Below are 20,054 nucleotides of genomic sequence, written 5' to 3'. Positions count from 1 at the left end.
CCAGTTCCCATTCCTCAGCTCTACAATACTCCCAGATAATTTTTAAACAACTGGTTGATCATTTGTAATGACTCATTCTACGGATATTGCTACTTTAGCTCGTTGGATGGCCGCTGACTTTAGCAATCAAGAACAAGCTTTTGAAAATCCGCCTTTATATGCCCATATTCGTGTGTGTATCCGTCCCCTACCCTTGGAATTGTTCTCAGGGGTTAGCTTGTTTCTCGAACAAGCTTATGATTTTATGCTCACTCAACCCTACCGAATGCGGGTAATGAACTTGATTAAGGCAGAAAACCACATTCTCATCGAACACTACACAATTAAAGAAGAACAAAAGTTTTACGGCGCATCTCGGAACCCCGAACGCCTTCAAGACTTATCTATTGACCAACTGGAGAAAATGCCAGGTTGTAACATGATTGTAGAGTGGACAGGCACAAGCTTCAAAGGCAGAGTTGAACCTGGTAAAGCCTGCATCGTAGTTCGCGACGGCAAAAACACCTATCTCGACAATGAATTTGAGATTGATGCTGAGAAATTTTTTAGCCTCGACAGGGGACGGGATATAGAAAGCGATGAGCATCTCTGGGGTTCTATCGCCGGCCCATTTCACTTTGTCCGTTGGGGCAATTTTGCAGATGAAGTGAAAGTGAGTCCTGAGTCCTGAGTCCTGAGTCCTGAGTTAGGAGTGATGAGTTAAAGAAAGTTGTTTATTCAAAACTCCTATCTCCTGACTCCTAAAAAATTACGTTAGCAGCGGGGCATAGTCCATTACAAATTACGTAGCTTGCTTCTCGCGTCTTGGCGAGTATTACGAATTACGAATTAGAGCGAAGCGATTTGTCTTTTAACATCTGATCGCTGCCAATTCTTGTGGATAAGAATAAGGAACTCGCTCAATCCAGCTTTGCCAATCACCATTGGGATATAGTTTCAATAAACGAAACCCAGGGGGTGTTTGGTCGATCGCAAAAGTTGAGCTTTCTGGTTGAAACTGAATGCAAGTTGAGGGAGTACCTAGATAATGGACACCATAACGCTGGTGATGAAATTCTTGGTGAATGTGCCCAAACAAAACTAACTTGACTTGTGGGTGGCTATCTAAAACAACAAAAAGTTCCTCTGGATTTTTTAGGATACTTGCATCTAACCATTGAGAATTTATAAAAAGAGGCGAATGATGTAGTGCTACCACAGTCGGGTTGTCACCCAACATTTTTAACTCGGAATCCAGCCAATCCAAGATTTTATCTGAAAGATGACCATGCACGCACCCAGATACACAAGAGTTGAGTAAGATAAAATTCCAACTGCCGCGTTTAAAAGACTTACGCCGGGAAATCATCCCCAGATTTAAGATTTCATCCATTGCGATCGCACAGTCATGATTTCCTGGCAACCAGTAACTCGGTATTTGTAATGGACTCAGCAGGTTTTGGAGATTTTCATAGGACTCAGGCGTACCATCACCAGACAAATCTCCTGTTAGCAGCAGTAAATCAAGTTCAGGTTGTAGATTCTTTAACCGCTCTATGACTGCTTGGAAAGACTCTGTAGTGGGCATTCCTAGCAGTTGGCGTTTTTCCAAGGCAAACAGATGCGTATCTGTTAACTGAGCAATTGATACGGGAGAGACTTGATTCATCTTTGCTGATAGCAATTTGTGCGTCTTAACATCTCATTCTCTTTTTAGGAAAGTAGCTGATTGTACCTCAAGTAGCGAAACTAGATTTGTCGTAAATTCATCAAGCAACAGGTTTTGCCTAACTAATGCTTAGCTGATTTTCTCCTAAAATTGCATGGCTGAAAATTATCCATAATTTACTCTTCTAAAGAAAATAATTTTTTCATCTACCTTAAGATAGAAAATACATTTTTTTTGTATTTTATGACACTCATCTACCAAGGTATCGCCAAGTAGAGACGTTGCATTGCAACGTCTCTACGTGTTCTGTCTGTCACATTCTTTTTTTTAATTGGTTCACCATCGGGTAAATCTGTTTAGAAAACCCTTGGTTTCTCACAAAGCAATGAGATGCGCTTAGATCTGTGATGCTCTTTGTTTAGCTGCTGAACAAATAGGCAACGGTTGAGCCGATTGCAACACTGCATCTAGCAACCCTGGAAACAGCGCTTCTAAATCTTCATGCCGCAGCCTGTTGATGTGCTGCGTCCCTTCTTTGCGTGTCAAAACTATCCCTGACTCCCGCAAAATCTTAAAGTGATTGGACATAGTTGATTTTGCGATCGCAAAATCGAATCCAGCACAGCACTGTTCCCCCTCAGTGGCCAGCAGCCGCACAATCTCTAGCCGCACTGGGTCGCCCAATGCGTACAGCACTCCTGGTAAAGATATGTCTTTTCTATCTGGGTGATATAGGAATTTCATAGTTGCATTATCTCTTAAAGTGGCATATATTTTTGTTATTCGATATTATCGAATTATAGAATTAAATCAGAAGGACGATTTATGTCATCCATCACAAATGTCACAGAAGCCACGTTCAAGCAAGAAGTTCTAGAAAGTGAGATTCCAGTCTTAGTGGACTTTTGGGCACCTTGGTGTGGCCCTTGTCGGATGGTGGGCCCAGTAGTCGATGAAGTTGCTGCGGAATACGAAGGACAGGTGAAATTTGTGAAGCTGAACACAGATCAAAATCCTACTGTCGCTAGCCACTACGGGATTCGCAGCATACCGACACTGATGGTATTTAAGGGTGGTCGGCAAGTCGATACTGTCGTGGGGGCAGTGCCAAAGACCACCTTAAATAAGACCTTAGCACAGCATATTTCATAATAGGGCTGAGTGGAGGAAGCAGAGGGCAGAGGGGCAGGGGGAGCAGAGGAGCAGGGGAATAATAACTGCTGTTTCCTAACTGTTGACTGTTGACTGTTGACTGTTGACTGTCTCCTTTCTCCTTTCTCCTGACAGTTTTGCATACTCATTTGGAGATACGACCAATGAATACTGAGATCAACTTATTTTCTCCTTATCAATTGGGTAATTTGGAACTATCCAACCGGATAGTTATGGCTCCCTTAACTCGAAACAGAGCAGGTGAGGGAAACGTTCCACGCCAACTTAACGCTACTTACTACGTCCAACGCGCTTCAGCTGGGCTGATTATTGCGGAAGCAACTCAGGTTGCTCCTCAAGGACAGGGGTATCCTCTTACACCAGGAATTCATTCACCAGAACAGGTGGCGGGTTGGAGGTTGGTAACGGATGCTGTACATCAGGAAGGAGGGAAAATTTTTCTGCAACTATGGCACGTAGGTAGGATTTCTCACCCTGATTTACAACCAGATGGAGCCTTGCCTGTAGCGCCTTCTGCTATTGCGCCCAAAGGTCAGGCATCAACCTATGAAGGGCCCAAACCCTTTGTTACTCCCCGTGCTTTGGAAACTTTAGAAATACCGGGAATTGTAGAACAGTACCGTCAGGGCGCTGCAAATGCTCTAGCGGCTGGGTTTGATGGGGTAGAAATTCACGCAGCTAATGGTTATTTAATTGACCAGTTCCTCCGGGATGGTACTAATCAGCGCACAGATCAGTATGGCGGTGCAATTGAGAATAGAGCACGATTTTTGTTGGAGGTGACAGAGGCGGTAACTAGTGTGTGGGATTCTAACCGAGTAGGGGTACGCCTTTCCCCCAGTGGAACCTTTAATGATATGCGTGACTCCAATCCCCTAGAAACTTTTGGTTATGCGGCTCAAGCGTTGAACAGATTTGATTTGGCATATTTACATTTATTTGAGGCTACAGACGCAGACATCAGACATGGTGGGACGATTGTGCCAACTAGTCATCTGCGCGATCGCTTTACAGGTACACTCATCGTCAATGGCGGTTATACCCGTGAAAAAGGTAATGCTGTATTGGCAAAAAAAGAAGCGGATTTAGTTGCCTTTGGCACTTTATTTATATCAAATCCAGATTTACCCCGACGCTTGGCTTTGAATGCACCACTGAATGAAGCAGATCCGACAACCTTTTATGGTGGTACTGAGAAGGGATATACAGACTATCCATTTTGGTCGGTTGCTAGCAAGGTAGCCAATCATTAATTCCTATAATCTGTTTTTCGGCGACTTTTTACACCTACAGGGCATTAAGTCCGATAATAAAAAGCGCTACAGCAATGTCATAAATTACGTAAGGGGAGATCATGAGTTCTATTACCCAAACTCCAGCTCTGGATGTACCCAGTGCTATAGTCAAACGTCGTTCCATCAAAACTTTTAAAACAGACCCCATTGCCCCAGAACTGCTCAAGCAACTAGTAGAGTTAACCGTAGCTGCACCCAGCAGTTATAACATTCAAGACTGGCAAATCATCCTCGTCCAAGATGAAGCACAAAAGGCAGCACTAGCAGCAGCATCTTGGAATCAACAGCAAATTATCCAAGCACCTGTTACATTTGTCTTTGCTGCTGATGCAACAGCAGGCGAAAAAGACTTGACGCCAATCCTAGAGCGAGGACTCCAAACAGGAGCATGGAATGAAGGTACAGTGAACTATTTTCAAACCGCCATTCCGCAATTCCAAGCAGCGCTGGGAGATAAGCGCCGGGAATATGCTATTAAAGATGCCATGATTGCGGCTACCCATTTGGTGTTAGCAGCAGAAAGTTTGGGATTGTCAACCTGCTTTATGAATGGCTGGATTGAAGACAAAGTTAAAGAAGTCATTGGTGCAACAGACAATCCAGATTTAGCGATCGCTGTTTTAGTTCCTGTAGGTTATGCAGCAGAACCACGCTTGAATCCCGGTCGTTTACCATTCTCCTATAACGTCTCTGTAGACACAATAGGTAATCCTTATAAAAGCTAGTTGTCTGTTGCAAAAGTGGTCAGATCCCCGACTTCTTTAAGAAGTCGGGGATCTAATAGCCCGTTTTGAAGGGTAAAGGGTAAATTTCAGCCTTTTCCCTTTCCCCTCTTAACTGAAAAAGGTATTAAGGTAAGGCAATCTTTCCCAGTCCCCAATTACTTACAACATGAACACGTATGTCAACAACAGCTTTAATAGTTGGAGCGGGTAGTGGACTAAGTGCCTCGTTAGCTCGCCTGTTTGCAAAAGAGGGAATGACTGTAGGTTTAGTTGCTCGGCAAATTCAGAAACTTACTCAGCTCAGTAATGAGATTGCAGCAGTCAGTTTCGCCGCTGATGTTTCAAAACCGGATGAGGTGAAGCAGTTATTTATTGATGTTGACAAAAAATTGGGTTCTTTGAATGTCGTCGTTTACAATCCCAGCTTCCGAGTCCGGGGGCCTCTTATTGATTTAGACCCCAGTGAAGTGGCGAAAACTCTAGATATTACTGCCTATGGTGGCTTTTTGGTAGCTCAAGCTGCGGCCAAAAGGATGTTACACCAAGGGAGTGGTGCTATCTTCTTTACCGGAGCCTCAGCGGGCGTCAAAGGTTATCCTCAGTCTGCTCCCTTTGCAATGGGTAAATTTGCCTTACGTGGTTTGGCTCAGAGCATCGCTAGTAGTTCACCAACCCAATTTTGCCGTGTAGGCAAAGCAGGGGGAGAGGTGCAGCAGGGGGAGCAGGGGGAGAAAGAATTCTTTTTCAATAATGCTTTTTCTCCCCCAGCCTCTCCAGCTTCCTCAGCCTATCACCATGCAAAGTTTCCTTGGCAGACTACTAGGGAACTAGCACCAAAGAATATCCATGTGGCGCATTTCGTGATTGATGGTGCAATTCGTTCAGCTGAACGCCAAGACCCAGCAGACAATCCTGATAGCACTCTTGATCCAGAAGCGTAGGCGTAGCCCGTCGTAGACATCGCTCAGACTTATCTCAGTATTCTACGTCAACCCCGCAGTGCTTGGACATGGGAAATTGAACTACGTCCGTGGGTTGAGAAATTCTAGAGATAGAAGTATGTAAAATATCTAACGCCGATTCTTCAGGTTCATCATCGAGTTTGGGTAGCGATCGCAAAATCACCAAAGTCATAATTACTACTCATACATGTTGATGTTTTGACCTACATCTAAACTGGATTGTTCTTTAATTCTCAATTTACCGTAGTTTTTTTGATTCATGTTCGCTGTTGAGCAAAGAAACAACAGGAGCAGAGACGTTATAATTCAACTCGGCTATCCGTGCTAATACTGAATCAAACACAATAGGATAAACAACCCATGATTGAGCTTTACTATTGGACAACCCCAAACGGTCATAAAATCACGATGTTCCTGGAAGAAGTCGGCTTACCATACACGATTATTCCTGTGAATATTGGCGCTGGGGATCAATTTAAGCCGGAATTTCTTCAGATTTCTCCCAATAATCGCATCCCGGCGATCATTGACCATGAACCAGCAACGGGAGGTGCGCCGATTTCTGTTTTTGAGTCTGGTGCAATCTTGTTGTATTTGGCAGAAAAAACCGGGAAATTGATTTCTCAAGATTTGCGCGATCGCGTTGCAACCCTAGAGTGGTTATTCTGGCAAATGGGAGGGCTAGGGCCAATGGCGGGACAAAACCATCACTTTAGTAGCTATGCTCCCGAAAAAATTGACTATGCCATCAACCGCTACGTGAAGGAGACAGGACGCTTATATGCAGTCCTAAATAAGCGATTGGCAGATAGAGAGTTTGTGGCTGGCGATTATTCCATCGCCGATATTGCCGCTTACCCCTGGATTGTGCCCTATGAGCGCCAAAGCCAGAAGCTAGAAGATTTTCCCAACTTGAAGCGCTGGTTTGAAACAATTAAGGCACGCCCAGCAACAATTCGCGCTTATGAAAAGGCAGAAGCTTTCAAAAATCAGACGCTAGATGTCGAAAAATCACGAGATTTGTTATTTAACCAGTCCGCGAAGACTATTCAGCCTTGAGCACCTTGAGTGTTTTGTTACTGTGGCGGTGATCGCTAACTCAAAAGCAACTATGGGCAACAACTTCTCATTATCTTCCTTTCCTCAATTAGAAACAGAAAGGCTACTTCTTCGTGAGACAACTTTGAAAGATGCTGAAGCTATCTTTAGTGTGTTCTCTGATCTTGCCGTGACTCAGTTTCATGATCTTGATACCTTTACTTCAATTGAAGAAGCGATCGCTGTTATTGAACGCAGAGCCAAGCAATTTGAGCGAGGAGATGGAATTCGCTGGGGAATTGCCCATAAGCAAGACAACATTTTGATCGGTTCTTGTGGGTTGAGGTGGAACACACAAGAACCCTCTGCTGAGGTCGGTTACGAGCTTGCAAGCACTTTTTGGAGACAAGGTATCATGACTGAGGCGGTGCGTACCATATTGCAATTTGGGTTTAAGAAAATGGGTTTGCGTTTCGTTATTGCCCAAGTCATGCTGGACAACATAGCTTCTAAAAAGTTGCTGAAAAAGTTAGGTTTTCAAAGCCAAGGTGTCCTGAAACAGTGTGGCTTCTTCAAGGGACAGTATCACGACCTAGAGCAGTTTGTGCTTACCAAATAGGAGAACTGAGTGGGCAAGTTAGCAACAGATATAACAGGCAAGAAGCCTGTTTCATTGGGATTGTTGGGTGCTGCTGCCTTCATGGTAATTGCTGATGCGCGTGTGATTGACCCCCTGTTGCACATCATTGCGGACGAGTTTAACGTTGGCGTTGGTAGTGCTGCGGTGATTATCTCAGCCTATACAATTCCCTACGGACTATTTCAGTTAATCTATGGCCCACTGGGCGATCGCATCGGTAAACTTAAGGTAATTACGGCAGCACTCACGGCATTTGCTATTGGTACGGCTATTTGTGCTTTTGTCTCAAATATCATTTTACTGACCTTGCTACGGTTTTTGACGGGGATGGCTGCTGCTGGGATCATTCCCATCACACTCGCTTATATTGGTGACAATTTCCCTTACGAAGAACGCCAAACGGCTATCGGACGGTATTTGAGTGCGCTGGTGCTGGGCCAAATTCTGGGCGGTAGTTTGGGAGGCATTTTTGGGGAATATATCGGCTGGCGTGACATCTTTCTGTTATTTGGCATCGTCTCTGTTGGTATTGCTGGATTTCTCTGGCGAGGAACGCGCCACCTCAGTGATGGGAATCGTTCCCAAGGTCGGATAGTGCTAACGTTCCGGCCTTATTACCAACTCATGACTCAACCTGTTGCGCGTACCGTGATTTTAGGAGTATTTATTGAAGGCTTTTGTGTGTTTGGGGGATTCGCTTACGTTGGTGCATTTTTGAGAGAGCAATATAATCTACCCTATGTAGCGATCGGGTTTATGCTCAGTGGTTTTGGATTGGGTGGATTAATTTACAGTCGCTCCGTGAAGTGGTTGGTGCGGCGACTGGGTGAGATTGGTCTAATTGGGGTTGGAGGCAGCTTAATGTGCATTGGCTTCTTAGCGATCGCACTTTTCCAAAACTGGGTGCTGTTTATCCCCTTGAGCATGTTAACAGGATTAGGCTTTTATATGATGCACAGCACTCTCCAGACCCAAGCTACTGAATTAACACCTGAAGCCAGAGGTACTGCTGTCTCACTGTTCGTCTTTAACCTGTTTATCGGACAGGGAATCGGTGCAGCAGCCTTTGGTAGGATTGTGGATAGTTTCGGCTATGTTCCTTGTTTTATTGCAGCTGGTATCTCACTTGCCTTGCTCTCCATCTGGCTTGTCAAGCAGAAGCAATCTACGCGCAGTCTTTGATAGAGAACCGGAGCCTAACCCATTACAAATTACGAATTACAAATTATCCTGTTTTAGACCAATTTTTAGTTGCTGCTTGCTATGTTTCAACTCTTTCCAGAACGTCTGGATATATTCATAAGCTTCTTCAGGAGAGAGTTTACCACCTGTTTCTAAGTTTGCAATGTAACCAACTTTTTGAGAAAATTCCTGAAGGTTGGCATTAAATACTAAGTTCTCTGGCTTAAATTCACCATAATACCGACTGCGTGGATAAATAAAGCCGTCTTTTTGTTCCTGAATAGGCTTGACCATAAATTTGTCTCGCATTAATAATCTTCTTTTGTAGATTTATCAGAGGTGCATTAAGAATTTATGCAACTATATTTAACACATGTTTCCAAGATTCCCGACTTCTTTAAAAAGTTGGGAATCTTGCTGTTCAATTGATTATGCCAAAAGTTCAGATTAACGGGATTGATTTGTTCTACGACATTAAGGGAGCTGGTGAGCCTTTATTATTAATCGCTGGCTTTCTTTGCGATCATACTTATTGGTCGCTATTAATGCCGTCGCTGGTTTCGCGCCATCAGGTAATTCGCCTAGACAATCGGGGTATGGGGCGGAGTTCTGCACCTGACAATCCCTATACTATTAAGCAGATGGCAAGTGATGTTGCGCTATTACTTGATTTCATTGGCATCGACAAGGTGCATGTATTAGGTCATTCAATGGGTAGTCAGATTGCCCAAGAGCTAGTTTTGGCACACCCTAAAAAGGTCAACAGTCTGATGTTAATATCATCTTGGGCAAAGGGTGATCAACGGTTCAATAGCATTATTGAGACGTGGGGCGACCTCCCTGGCAATGTAGACCTGAAGCTCTATGAAAAAGTCGTGTTCCCTTGGATATTTACAGATGAGTTTTACTCGATTCCTGGAATGATAGAAGGCTTAATCGAATTTGCAATCAACTATCCCTTCCAGCCTTCTACTCGTACACTTTATCATCACAGCCGAGCTATCCTTGGCAATGACACAACAGAGCGCCTCAAATATATTCATTGTCCCACCTTGGTTATGGTTGGTAAACAGGACATTCTCACTCCGGTGAAGTTTTCTGAGCAACTTGCTCAAAGTATTCCGAACGCTAAAATTGTAGTGCTCAACTGTGGAGGTCATGGCTTGTTGATTGAGTCACCGGATGCTGTGGCTTCAGTTCTACTCAACTTTCTAGCGAAGTTGACCAAATAATTACGATTAATCAAACTCCAGCGATCGCTTATCCCTCCATAGCAGATTTTAATGAAAATTTCCACCTCAAAGAGTTAAAAATGTGATATCGATATAGGCAGTTTGCTAACTTATGCGATCGCCTACAGCTTACCTGAAGAATTCCATCTGGTGCGATCGCGCCTTTGGGTTAAGAAATGAAGCTAATATATTAGACTAAAACTTCAATTGTCTAATTAAACGATTTTTAAGTAAAGGTAGATAATCCAATCTTTTTAGCTGAGTATTTTAACGGAACCTCTCTAATAATTCTTCACGGGATAATTGCAATAACAAAGGAGTAAATTCTTCTGGAGATAATGCCAATAAGGGTTCAATAATTACTCGTAATTCTGCATCTAAAGAGCCAAATCGAACCTGCAATAAATTTTCTATAACATTACGGCGTTCTGCTTGAATTCCTTCTTGAAGTCCTTCTTGGATTCCTTCTTGAAGTCCTTGCTGTTTAGCTTCTGCTAATTTTTGCTCGTAAATAGGTGATAAGCGCATAATTAAATTTCTATCCTCTTCATCTACGTTTTGATTTACTTCTAAGGTAGTCTTTAAACTCAATAATAAGTCTATTGCTTTGGAACGTAAGGGATTATCTTGTGGAAGTGCTTCTAATTCATCTATTGCTTGTTGCTGAACTCTTCCCTTACCTAAAATTCTCAACCATAATGTTTCTTTTGTACAAGGTAATTGATGAATTGCCACAATTGCTGTTCTCAAATAATCACCTAAAAAATTTACCCCCACTTCCCAGTTTTCTTCATTTATACTAGTTCTAAAACAATTCAATATAGATTCAGAAGCCGTGGGTGACAAAATCCACAAACGTGGTAATTCTGATTCGATAATCCGGTTTTTATCTCCTTTAGCCTGACGCTTTATTTCAGCAAATATATCAAATAACTTGTTAATACAACTGCGAATTTCTGCAATTGTAGCCGCATTTCTAAATGGTTCAATTAATGCGGGTTCAGTCGCCAATTTTCCTAACAGTCCTAATTCTATTTTATCGCTTGTCGATTGGGGTGAAGGTGCATAATAAACATCAATCTCTCGGATTTCTGCCGGAACTTTGCGACTTGTTTCTACTTCTCCTAATGGTTGTAACAATTCTTTAAGATAGTCTTTTGCAAACTGGTCGTATGGAAACCTGGTCATTAGCTGATTTTTGGGCTGTACCAGTATTTTACATGAGTGCGTAGGCGTAGCCCGTCGTAAACATCGCCTACAACTTACCTGAAGAACACCTGAAAACTAATAACTGAAAGTCGATTAGTGACAAGCGCTATCTGGCGGGTTTAAATTTCCCACCATACGCCTTGATAACTGTTTACTGTTTACTGTTTACTGTTCACTGATTTAACTGGTAGCGTAATAAAACATCAGTGAATAAGTCGATTGCAAAAAACTGAAAACAGCATGGGTGGCAAATTAATTGTATTTGAAGGGGTGGAAGGTTGCGGCAAAACTAGCCAAATGCAACTTTGCAGTAATTGGCTGAAAAGTCTAGGTATTTCTGTGATTCTGACTCGTGAACCAGGGGGAACAGAATTAGGCTCACATCTGCGTAGTCTGTTGTTAGAATCCGAGAACAAACCAGTAGCCGAAGTAACAGAACTTTTGTTGTATGCTGCTGACAGAGCGCAACACGTTGAACAAGAACTGAAGCCAAGTCTAGCAGCAGGGAAATATATTTTGTGCGATCGCTACACCGACTCTACCATTGCCTACCAAGGTTATGGCCGGGGTCTTAACTTCAAGTTAATTCATCAACTCAATGATATTGCCACTACTGGCTTAGAAAGTGACCTAACTATCTGGCTAGATATCGATGTAGAAGTGGGACTATCTAGGAAACGCAAAGATGAAGCAAAACTAGATCGCATTGAACAGGAGACAATCGCTTTTCATCAACGTGTCCAGCAAGGATATGCAGAGTTAGCAGCATCCAATCCCTCGCGGATTGTGCGAGTAAATGGCAGTTTAAATAAAGAAACTGTACACCAGATGATTCAGGATATTTTGCGCGTACATCTTAAAGGGTTGCTGTAAGTATCCCTCTTTATTTAATTTGTACAATCAATCAATTTAAAGCCTTTTATGTTTCTGGATAGTTTAACTTATTCACCATTTACTTAATACGGAGAGTGACAAAAAAGGGTTAAGCTCATTTCACCCTCAAAAGGGGATGGGATTTCACGTTAACTGTTAACTGTTGACTGTTAACTGTTAACTGTTAACTGTCAACGGCCTAAAAAGGCGTCTTTCATCACCTACCGAAAAGGAATGGGTTTTACGACGCCTTTTTATAAGTTAAGTCACCTACAAATATTTTACTATTAACAATTTATTCAAAATCTGACCGAGGAAATATTGGTGCAAATGAAATCCGAGATATTTTAGCTGATTTTTCTAGTGATTCAAGTTAAAACTGCTAGAACATTTTCCTTGCATAGTTCAGTGGTGCGCTGAATAGATATTTATATTACTGTTATGCATGTTACAGATGCGTTGTTTACCAAAAATACTTACGCAAAATTGAAACACTGCCAAAACTGCGTAAGTTCTATGATTAGCACAAGCACCACTTTTAAATATCTGGGAATGTGAGGAATGTCAATTTTTGTTAAGCGCAAAACCCGCGATCGCGAAAAGCGTACGCTTTACAGCGATCGCAAAGTCCTACAGCAAAATAACCAACGCCAGCTCAAACCCCAACCTTTCGGTTTACTTTTAATAGTTTTGGCTTGGAGTATTATTATGGGTTGGCTGCTGTCTTCAGTAACTAGTGCCTACAGCGCTACTCCCACCTCCGAAGTTGGCACTGTTGACATAGTGCCTGCACAGTACCAATTAGGACAACAACTATATTTGGAAAACTGCTCTACATGTCACCTTGCTTTGCCACCAGCAGTCTTACCCACCCAAACTTGGAAAAATCTCCTGCAAGACTCGCAGCATTACGGCGCACAACTACAGCCTTTAGTCGATCCGCCGCGTGTTTTGGTGTGGAAATATCTTTCGACTTTCTCGCGTACCCAGTTAAAAGACGAAGAAACACCTTACCGCGTTAATAACTCACGTTATTTCAGAGCTTTGCATCCAAAAGTCAACTTACCACGTCCTGTCCAAATCGGCAGCTGTGTTAGCTGTCATCCCAGCGCTAGTGAGTTCAATTTCCGCCGCATTGAAGACGGGGGATAGAAACAGAGGAAGCATAATCTACCTTCCATGATCCCCCACTTCCTCACTCCGGCGATCGCTACCTCAGCATGGGTAGCCTTCCGTGTCCTGAGATGGGGGCAAAATGATACTATGAAGGAAGTCTAAATATAAGATAAGAGTTAAAACCCATCATTTAGTAAACTGATTAGCAAGTTTTTCTCCTATTTTGGAGTTGATTCTCATTTAAGACCCATTCACGGATAAGACGGCTAAGCTGGGTTAAACGTTTATAATCAATACCACTCATTTAATCCCTATCCCCCTTGATTCAGTTCCATAACCTGCCATGCTAAAAATATTGTTGGGCGATCCCAACGCTCGTAAGCTTAAAAAATACCAACCTTACATTACTGAAATTAACCTTTTAGAGGAAGAAATTAAAGCTCTTTCTGATGATGAGTTAAAAGGTAAAACCACAGAGTTTAAAGGGCGGCTTGCTAAAGGTGAAGCTCTGGATGACATTTTGCCAGAAGCTTATGCTGTCGTCCGGGAAGCAGGACGCCGAGTCTTAGGCTTGCGACACTTTGATGTCCAACTCTTAGGCGGTGTGATTCTGCATGTAGGGCAAATTGCCGAAATGAAAACCGGCGAGGGTAAAACGCTGGTTGCTACCTTGCCAAGTTATTTGAATGCCCTTAGTGGTAAAGGTGTACATGTCGTTACCGTCAACGATTACCTCGCTCGTAGAGACGCGGAATGGATGGGACAGGTGCATCGGTTCTTGGGGTTGAGTGTAGGGCTAATTCAAGCAAGCATGACTCCCAGCGAACGCCAAAGAAACTATGAGTGTGACATCACCTATGTTACCAACAGCGAGGTAGGCTTTGACTACTTGCGGGATAACATGGCGACATCAATGGCAGATGTGGTACAGCGCCCATTCAATTACTGCGTAATTGACGAAGTAGACTCGATTTTAATTGATGAAGCGCGGACACCGCTGATTATTTCTGGACAAGTAGAAAGACCTACAGAAAAATACCTGCAAGCCGCTGAAATAGCATTAACTCTCAAAAATGACGAGCATTACGAGGTGGATGAAAAAGCTCGTAACGTGCTGCTGACAGATGAAGGCTTTGCGGAAGCCGAAAATCTTTTGGGAGTCACAGATTTATTTGACCCGGAAGATCCTTGGGCACACTTTGTTTTTAATGCGATTAAAGCCAAAGAACTGTTTTTGAAGGACGTAAACTATATCGTCCGCAACGGGGAAGTAGTGATTGTAGATGAATTTACCGGTCGGGTGCTCCCCGGACGGCGTTGGAGTGATGGACTGCACCAAGCGATTGAAGCCAAAGAACACGTAGAAATTCAGCCAGAAACTCAAACTTTGGCGACGATTACCTATCAAAACCTGTTCTTGCTGTATCCAAAACTGGGTGGGATGACAGGAACGGCAAAAACAGAAGAACCTGAGTTTGAAAAAATTTACAAACTAGAAGTTGCGGTAATTCCTACTAACCGCGATAGACGACGCGAAGACTTGTCTGATATGGTCTTTAAGACCGAACCAGGTAAATGGGGAGCGATCGCCAAAGAATGTGCCGAAATGCACGAAATCGGTAGACCCGTATTAGTAGGAACCACTAGTGTAGAAAAATCTGAGTATCTCAGCCGACTCCTTAAACAGCTAGAAATTCCCCACGAACTACTCAACGCTAGACCAGAAAACGTTGAACGTGAAGCAGAGATTGTAGCTCAAGCAGGGCGTAAAGGGGCTGTGACTATTGCTACGAACATGGCTGGTAGAGGTACAGACATTATTCTGGGTGGTAACTCCGAATACATGGCACGTCTGAAGCTGCGGGAATACTTTATGCCGCGGATTGTCCAGCCAGAAGATGAAGATGCGTTTAGTGTTCAAAGAGCAGGTGGTCTACCGAGTGCAAGTAGTGGTGGTCAAGGTTTTGTCCCTGGCAAAAAAGTCAAAACTTGGCGGGCTTCACCAGAAATTTTCCCTACCCAATTGACAAAAGAGACAGAACAGCTATTAAAAGAAGCAGTAGAAATTGCGGTGCGTGAGTATGGCGATCGCAGCTTACCCGAACTAGAAGCAGAAGACAAGGTAGCTGTGGCAGCAGAAAAAGCTCCCATCGACGACCCTGTAATCCAAAAATTGCGGGAAGCTTATAACCGCGTTAAGCAGGAGTACGAACAATTTACTACCCGCGAACATAACGAAGTAGTGGAAATCGGCGGTTTGCACGTCATTGGTACAGAACGCCACGAATCACGACGTATTGACAATCAGTTGCGCGGTCGTGCAGGCCGACAAGGCGACCCTGGAACAACGAGATTCTTCCTCAGTTTAGAGGATAACTTACTGCGGATTTTTGGTGGCGATCGCGTTGCTGGATTAATGAATGCTTTCCAAGTTGAAGAAGATATGCCCATCGAATCTGGGATGCTTACCCGCAGTTTGGAAGGCGCACAGAAAAAAGTCGAAACCTACTACTACGACATCCGTAAGCAGGTATTTGAGTACGACGAGGTAATGAACAACCAACGTCGCGCCATCTACGCCGAACGCCGCCGGGTGTTAGAAGGTCAAGACTTGAAAGAACAGGTAATTAAGTACGCTGAAAAAACGATGGATGACATCGTTGACTACTACATCAACCCAGACTTACCCTCGGAAGAGTGGGAATTAGAAAAGTTGGTTGAGAAAGTCAAAGAATTCGTCTATTTGCTAGCAGACTTACAAGCTAGTCAATTAGAGGATATGTCTGTTAGTGAGATTAAATTCTTTCTCCACGAACAAGTGCGAATTGCTTACGACCTCAAAGAAGCACAGATTGACCAAATTCAGCCAGGACTCATGCGCCAAGCTGAACGCTTCTTTATTTTGCAACGCATTGATACCCTGTGGCGAGAACACTTGCAACAAATGGATGCCTTACGCGAATCGGTGGGATTACGTGGCTATGGTCAAAAAGACCCGCTGATTGAGTATAAGAGTGAAGGGTATGAATTGTTCTTAGATATGATGGTCAACATCCGCCGAGATGTGGTGTATTCGTTGTTCATGTTCCAGCCACAGCCTCAGCCGATGGTGCAAGCTTCGTCTGAGATGGTGTAAGTAGGAAATATTTCACGCACAGACGCAGCGGAAAGTCTGAGCGGAGGTTTCCTCCGAACAGAACTTTCCAAGGCAAAGGCGCAGAGGTGTTTTCTGCGTCTTTGTTTTATTGCATATTGGTACATTGCTCAAATTTATTTTTCCTGTCAAAAATAGCATTTAATATTTACAAATAACTAAATAATAGAGAGCGTTAAGCTATTTGTTTAGCTATCGAAACTGGTATACCAAACATTTTATTAGATGAACGGTAGGTTGTCCAAGCGTTGGTTTCCTCATTCAATCTACTTTCATCATTTAGCTTGTATTATTCTCTATTTAGAGTAATTAAAGAAAGCGATTGTGAACAGTGAAGTGACATTAAATTTGCTGTTTACGAATTATGTATGCCGCATATTCTATCCAGCAAATGGTATGGTACTATACAACTATCAACCATCACCTATCAAGTTGAAAGGAGGCTGTTATATTTGGTAATTAGTCTCGGCATACAGCCTTAAAAATGTCTCTAATCAGCAGAACTCTGACTGTATAGCAAAGTGCTGTAAAGTCCTGTGGGCATGGCTGCGCTTAGAGCGTAGCGGGGCGTTTAGCCCGTGCTGAGATAAATACAGGTATTTAAGGCTTTGGACAATCAACATTGTCCTAACCTATACTTCGACTGCTATATAAGCGCTACAGCCGGATTTTAATGTTGTGCTAGAAACTTGAATAGTAAGCACATCTCTAACATCAAATTTATTCCCTTAAAAAACATCTTTTGGGCTTACAGAGTATTACAAATACTTAAGAATAATGCAGCAATTTTCAAGCATTAATGTTTGATTATTCGCTTGCTTGTGCAAGTAAATAAATGCTTGAAGATGATCTTATTAGTCTCAAACTAGAGAGTTCCATTACTCATGGAATGTCAATTTGTGCTGTGCATAAGTCCAAATGTTGCGAAAAACAAACACCAATGGAGAAAAAGTCATGAAAACTGCAACAGCAATTGCAACCGCTTTGGCACTAGTCAGTCTAACTACTGTTCCAGTCCTAGCTGCTAGCGCTACTAAATACCAATTCAAGGGACAGAATGCTTCTGCCTCTTTTTACCAATCTGATAATTGCAGCTATACCGACGTTTATGTTTCTGCTTTTGAGAATGTTACTAAAAGCGGGCCTGGCGCTCCTACTTCCCAGACAGGGGTTTACTTCTACTATTCAAGCTATGATTACTGCACTGGAACACAGGTGTATGGTAGTGGCTTTAGTGAAAACGTTATTTTCACGAGTAGCAAGCTCAACTCAGCTGCTTTGAATGCCACCTTTCCAGTCTACGATTACTCGTTAGGGACTACCAAGACTGCAACAGTAAATTTGAACTGGACGGGTACAGGTGATACCTACCGTGGCAAATACAGTAGCCGCAATCAAGGGCCTGGCTACACATCAAGTTATCGCTCTAGTGGTTCCTCTCGTGATGCACAGGTTTCGGGCAGCGTTACCTTAGATGGTACAAACTTGATTGCAAATCTCACTAGCTATGGTAGTCTCAGTTCGTCAACCAGTGGTTCTCTAGAGATTATCAAGTAGTAGGCTCTAGTGTAATCTGGGAAACTCTTCTTGCTTGGGTTTGACTCGACAAGAAGTTTTTCCCCATTAATACCCTCTGAATGTCTAATTACGGCGTAGCATAATTGGGTGTTGCTGAATATGAGTATGAAATTCAAAAATTCTATATCTCAAACTCTTAGTCTCTGAGCCAACCGTTCGCCCTACAGCCCTTCTCATAAAGGAGACCAAGGCGAACGGGCATCCTACGGCAGGCGGCTTCCGCCGCTTAAAACTTCTCTTTGAGTAAGGCTAATTCATACTTATACTTAGCAACGCCAAATTTTTACTAATCAATGAAAAAGCTCTTATTTATCTGTAGCCGGAATAAATTGCGAAGTCCCACCGCTGAGGCTGTGTTTTCTGAATATGAAGGACTTGAGGCAGACTCAGCAGGTTTAGATCCCTATGCCGAAGTACAAATATCCACAGAAGTCATTGAATGGGCTGATATTATTTTTGTGATGGAAAAATCACATAAAAGCAAGCTATCAAAAAATTTTCAGCCCTTTCTAAAAAACAAAAGAATTATATGTTTGGATATACCAGATGAATATGAATTTATGGAACCAGCTTTAATTGACTTATTAAAGCAGAAGGTACTACCTCTATTAAAACTTAAAACATGAATATTCAAGAAGCTTTTAATACTGCCGCAGCAGATTACGACAATCTGCGTCGTACTCTAATTCCGTGTTTTGATGACTTTTACAAAACGGCTGTTGAAATCATACCAGGCGATCGCAATGCACCGCTGAAGGTTTTAGATTTGGGCGCTGGTACTGGACTTTTCTCAGGTATGGTTCAGGCAATATTTCCCAATGCAGAGTTCACCTTGGTAGACTTAGCTGTTGAGATGTTGGAGAAAGCTAAGTCTCGATTTAGCAAAATGGGTAAATCTCCCAAAATCTTGATTGGTAACTACGTTAAGGCTGATTTGGGTGGTTCTTATGACCTTGTAATTTCTGCCTTATCGATTCACCATTTGTCTAATGCTGATAAAGAACGTCTTGCTCAGCGGATTTACAATGTCCTCAATCCGGGAGGGATGTTTGTCAACGCTGATCAAGTTTTGGGCAAAACTCCTAATCTAGAAAAACTCTATCGTCAAAGCTGGCTGGATTCTGTCCGCGCTTTGGGTATCTCAGAGGAAGATCTTAAAGCTGCACAAAAACGTATGGAATACGATCGCATGGCAACCCTGGATATTCAACTAAGTTGGCTAGAAGCCGCAGGTTTTGAAGATGTGGATTGCTGGTACAAAAATTTTAGCTTTGCTGTGTTTGGGGGACATCGACCAAATCATCTGTAATAAATAGGTTGGCGTCAAGACGGTTTCCGCTTTTTCCATTTATTATATGAGTGCAATCAGCAGCATAAAAAAATTATTGTGAAAGCTGCCGTATAAGATTTAGTCAAACTAAACTTAAGCTGACAGTGAAGCTTTAACTTGACCGAAACGGCGATCGCGTCCTTGGTAACTCAACAATGCTTGATGAAACGCTGCTCTGTCAAAATCCGGCCAAAGAATATCAGTAAAATACATCTCTGTATACGCTATTTGCCACAGCAGAAAATTGCTCAACCGCATCTCTCCACTAGTGCGAATTAGCAGATCTGGCTCTGGGGTATTCACCGTGTAAAGGTGTTGTTCCACAAGACTTTCATTTACCTCTTCGGCTGTGAGTTCTCCGCGTTGCACTAGTTCAGCTACCTGACGACAGGCTCTTATAATTTCGTTGCGACTACCGTAGTTAACTGCAACAGTAAAGTGAATTGCTTGATTGTTTAATGTCTCTGTCATCGAACGCTGTATTTCTGCCTGTAAAGACTTGGGTAGAGCTGACAAATCCCCAATAAACGAAATTCGCACCCTTTCCCGATGCATTTGGGCTAACTCGCGGCGCAGCAGTCGTTCAAACAAAAGCATCAGAAAATCCACCTCTTCAGTTGGTCGTTGCCAATTCTCAGTGGAGAAAGCGTAGGCTGTCAACGCTTTGATTCCCCAATCCTTGCAGCATCGTAACAGTTCTTTGAGCGTCTTTGCCCCTTGGCGATGTCCAGCAATGCGCGGTAGTCCTCGACTGGTCGCCCATCGACCATTGCCATCCATGATGACAGCTACATGTTGGGGTAAGTGTTGAGGGTTTAAATCGGTGGGTAATGTTGAATTCATCGGATTTTGGGCGTTGCTAAGTAACAGTATGAAAAGTTCACGCAGAGGAGGACACT

21 protein-coding genes are annotated in these 20,054 nt (G+C 42.9%); 15 read left to right on the top strand and 6 right to left on the bottom strand.

The features are described from left to right. Positions 1 to 67 precede the first annotated feature (67 nt). Positions 68 to 670, top strand: a complete 603-nt coding sequence (locus tag FNW02_RS01715) for a chromophore lyase CpcT/CpeT (protein WP_191755857.1) — start codon at positions 68 to 70, stop codon at positions 668 to 670. A 180-nt stretch (positions 671 to 850) separates the two neighbouring features. Here FNW02_RS01715 and cpdA read toward each other — a convergent pair whose 3' ends face one another. Together cpdA and FNW02_RS01705 are read right to left on the bottom strand one after the other, a co-directional pair. Next, positions 851 to 1,648, bottom strand: a complete 798-nt coding sequence (gene cpdA / locus FNW02_RS01710) for a 3',5'-cyclic-AMP phosphodiesterase (protein WP_191755856.1) — start codon at positions 1,646 to 1,648, stop codon at positions 851 to 853. Positions 1,649 to 2,044: 396 nt separating this feature from the next. After that, positions 2,045 to 2,392: an ArsR/SmtB family transcription factor gene (locus FNW02_RS01705; RefSeq protein WP_191755855.1), complete on the bottom strand. Its 348-nt coding sequence runs from the start codon at positions 2,390 to 2,392 to the stop codon at positions 2,045 to 2,047. Positions 2,393 to 2,473: 81 nt separating this feature from the next. Between FNW02_RS01705 and trxA the strand changes: the two genes are divergently transcribed. From trxA to FNW02_RS01685, 4 genes are all read left to right on the top strand, one after another. After that, on the top strand, positions 2,474 to 2,800 hold the full coding sequence (gene trxA, locus FNW02_RS01700) for a thioredoxin (protein ID WP_162394459.1): 327 nt from the start codon (positions 2,474 to 2,476) through the stop codon (positions 2,798 to 2,800). Between the two features lie 164 nt (positions 2,801 to 2,964). After that, positions 2,965 to 4,074, top strand: coding sequence for an alkene reductase (locus tag FNW02_RS01695; RefSeq protein ID WP_191755854.1), 1,110 nt, complete (start codon positions 2,965 to 2,967; stop codon positions 4,072 to 4,074). A 101-nt stretch (positions 4,075 to 4,175) separates the two neighbouring features. Then, on the top strand, positions 4,176 to 4,841 hold the full coding sequence (locus FNW02_RS01690) for a nitroreductase family protein (protein WP_191755853.1): 666 nt from the start codon (positions 4,176 to 4,178) through the stop codon (positions 4,839 to 4,841). A gap of 176 nt (positions 4,842 to 5,017) precedes the next feature. Further along, positions 5,018 to 5,782 carry an SDR family NAD(P)-dependent oxidoreductase gene (locus FNW02_RS01685; RefSeq protein ID WP_225225339.1) on the top strand — a complete coding sequence of 255 codons (765 nt, stop codon included), beginning with the start codon at positions 5,018 to 5,020 and terminating at the stop codon, positions 5,780 to 5,782. A gap of 34 nt (positions 5,783 to 5,816) precedes the next feature. On the opposite strand, the gene FNW02_RS01680 is transcribed toward FNW02_RS01685, so the two are convergent. Next, on the bottom strand, positions 5,817 to 5,975 hold the full coding sequence (locus FNW02_RS01680) for a hypothetical protein (protein WP_191756057.1): 159 nt from the start codon (positions 5,973 to 5,975) through the stop codon (positions 5,817 to 5,819). Between the two features lie 188 nt (positions 5,976 to 6,163). Here FNW02_RS01680 and FNW02_RS01675 point away from each other — a divergent pair, with 188 nt between their 5' ends. The 3 genes from FNW02_RS01675 to FNW02_RS01665 are packed head-to-tail and all read left to right on the top strand — an operon-like array spanning position 6,164 to position 8,663. Then, entirely contained in the window at positions 6,164 to 6,862 is a 699-nt protein-coding gene (locus FNW02_RS01675; RefSeq protein ID WP_191755852.1) for a glutathione binding-like protein, read from the top strand. Then, on the top strand, positions 6,804 to 7,460 hold the full coding sequence (locus tag FNW02_RS01670; protein WP_225225338.1) for a GNAT family N-acetyltransferase: 657 nt from the start codon (positions 6,804 to 6,806) through the stop codon (positions 7,458 to 7,460). The genes FNW02_RS01675 and FNW02_RS01670 overlap by 59 nt, the downstream gene beginning before the upstream one ends. Positions 7,461 to 7,469: 9 nt before the next feature. Next, positions 7,470 to 8,663, top strand: a complete 1,194-nt coding sequence (locus FNW02_RS01665) for an MFS transporter (protein ID WP_191755850.1) — start codon at positions 7,470 to 7,472, stop codon at positions 8,661 to 8,663. Positions 8,664 to 8,699: 36 nt separating this feature from the next. Here the strand turns inward: FNW02_RS01665 and FNW02_RS01660 are convergent, their stop codons facing one another. Further along, positions 8,700 to 8,972 carry a DUF7219 family protein gene (locus FNW02_RS01660; protein WP_225225337.1) on the bottom strand — a complete coding sequence of 91 codons (273 nt, stop codon included), beginning with the start codon at positions 8,970 to 8,972 and terminating at the stop codon, positions 8,700 to 8,702. Positions 8,973 to 9,094: 122 nt separating this feature from the next. Between FNW02_RS01660 and FNW02_RS01655 the strand changes: the two genes are divergently transcribed. After that, a complete protein-coding gene (locus FNW02_RS01655) occupies positions 9,095 to 9,895 on the top strand; it encodes an alpha/beta fold hydrolase (protein ID WP_191755849.1) in 801 nt (266 codons plus the stop codon). 267 nt (positions 9,896 to 10,162) lie between these two features. Here FNW02_RS01655 and FNW02_RS01650 read toward each other — a convergent pair whose 3' ends face one another. Continuing rightward, positions 10,163 to 11,083 carry a Yae1 family protein gene (locus FNW02_RS01650; protein WP_191755848.1) on the bottom strand — a complete coding sequence of 307 codons (921 nt, stop codon included), beginning with the start codon at positions 11,081 to 11,083 and terminating at the stop codon, positions 10,163 to 10,165. 261 nt (positions 11,084 to 11,344) lie between these two features. Here FNW02_RS01650 and tmk point away from each other — a divergent pair, with 261 nt between their 5' ends. The 6 genes from tmk to FNW02_RS01620 all read left to right on the top strand — a co-directional run bounded on the left by tmk (position 11,345) and on the right by FNW02_RS01620 (position 19,134). Beyond that, on the top strand, positions 11,345 to 11,977 hold the full coding sequence (gene tmk, locus FNW02_RS01645; protein WP_191755847.1) for a dTMP kinase: 633 nt from the start codon (positions 11,345 to 11,347) through the stop codon (positions 11,975 to 11,977). Between the two features lie 561 nt (positions 11,978 to 12,538). Beyond that, complete coding sequence (locus FNW02_RS01640; RefSeq protein ID WP_191755846.1) at positions 12,539 to 13,129, top strand: diheme cytochrome c; 591 nt, start codon at positions 12,539 to 12,541, stop codon at positions 13,127 to 13,129. A 307-nt stretch (positions 13,130 to 13,436) separates the two neighbouring features. Continuing rightward, complete coding sequence (secA, locus tag FNW02_RS01635; RefSeq protein ID WP_191755845.1) at positions 13,437 to 16,229, top strand: preprotein translocase subunit SecA; 2,793 nt, start codon at positions 13,437 to 13,439, stop codon at positions 16,227 to 16,229. Between the two features lie 972 nt (positions 16,230 to 17,201). Beyond that, positions 17,202 to 17,804, top strand: coding sequence for a hypothetical protein (locus tag FNW02_RS01630; protein WP_191755844.1), 603 nt, complete (start codon positions 17,202 to 17,204; stop codon positions 17,802 to 17,804). 314 nt (positions 17,805 to 18,118) lie between these two features. Then, positions 18,119 to 18,451 (top strand): low molecular weight protein tyrosine phosphatase family protein, encoded by a 333-nt coding sequence (locus FNW02_RS01625; protein ID WP_191755843.1) that lies wholly within the window; start codon positions 18,119 to 18,121, stop codon positions 18,449 to 18,451. Next, positions 18,448 to 19,134, top strand: coding sequence for a class I SAM-dependent methyltransferase (locus tag FNW02_RS01620; RefSeq protein ID WP_191755842.1), 687 nt, complete (start codon positions 18,448 to 18,450; stop codon positions 19,132 to 19,134). The genes FNW02_RS01625 and FNW02_RS01620 overlap by 4 nt, the downstream gene beginning before the upstream one ends. A gap of 114 nt (positions 19,135 to 19,248) precedes the next feature. Here the strand turns inward: FNW02_RS01620 and uppS are convergent, their stop codons facing one another. Beyond that, positions 19,249 to 20,025 (bottom strand): polyprenyl diphosphate synthase, encoded by a 777-nt coding sequence (gene uppS, locus FNW02_RS01615; RefSeq protein ID WP_263627714.1) that lies wholly within the window; start codon positions 20,023 to 20,025, stop codon positions 19,249 to 19,251. Positions 20,026 to 20,054 lie beyond the last annotated feature (29 nt).

The sequence above is a fragment of the Komarekiella delphini-convector SJRDD-AB1 genome, assembly GCF_014831675.1.
Taxonomy (GTDB): domain Bacteria; phylum Cyanobacteriota; class Cyanobacteriia; order Cyanobacteriales; family Nostocaceae; genus Komarekiella.
Note: the sequence above shows the minus strand (reverse complement) of the source record. Positions and strands in the feature narration are given on the sequence as shown.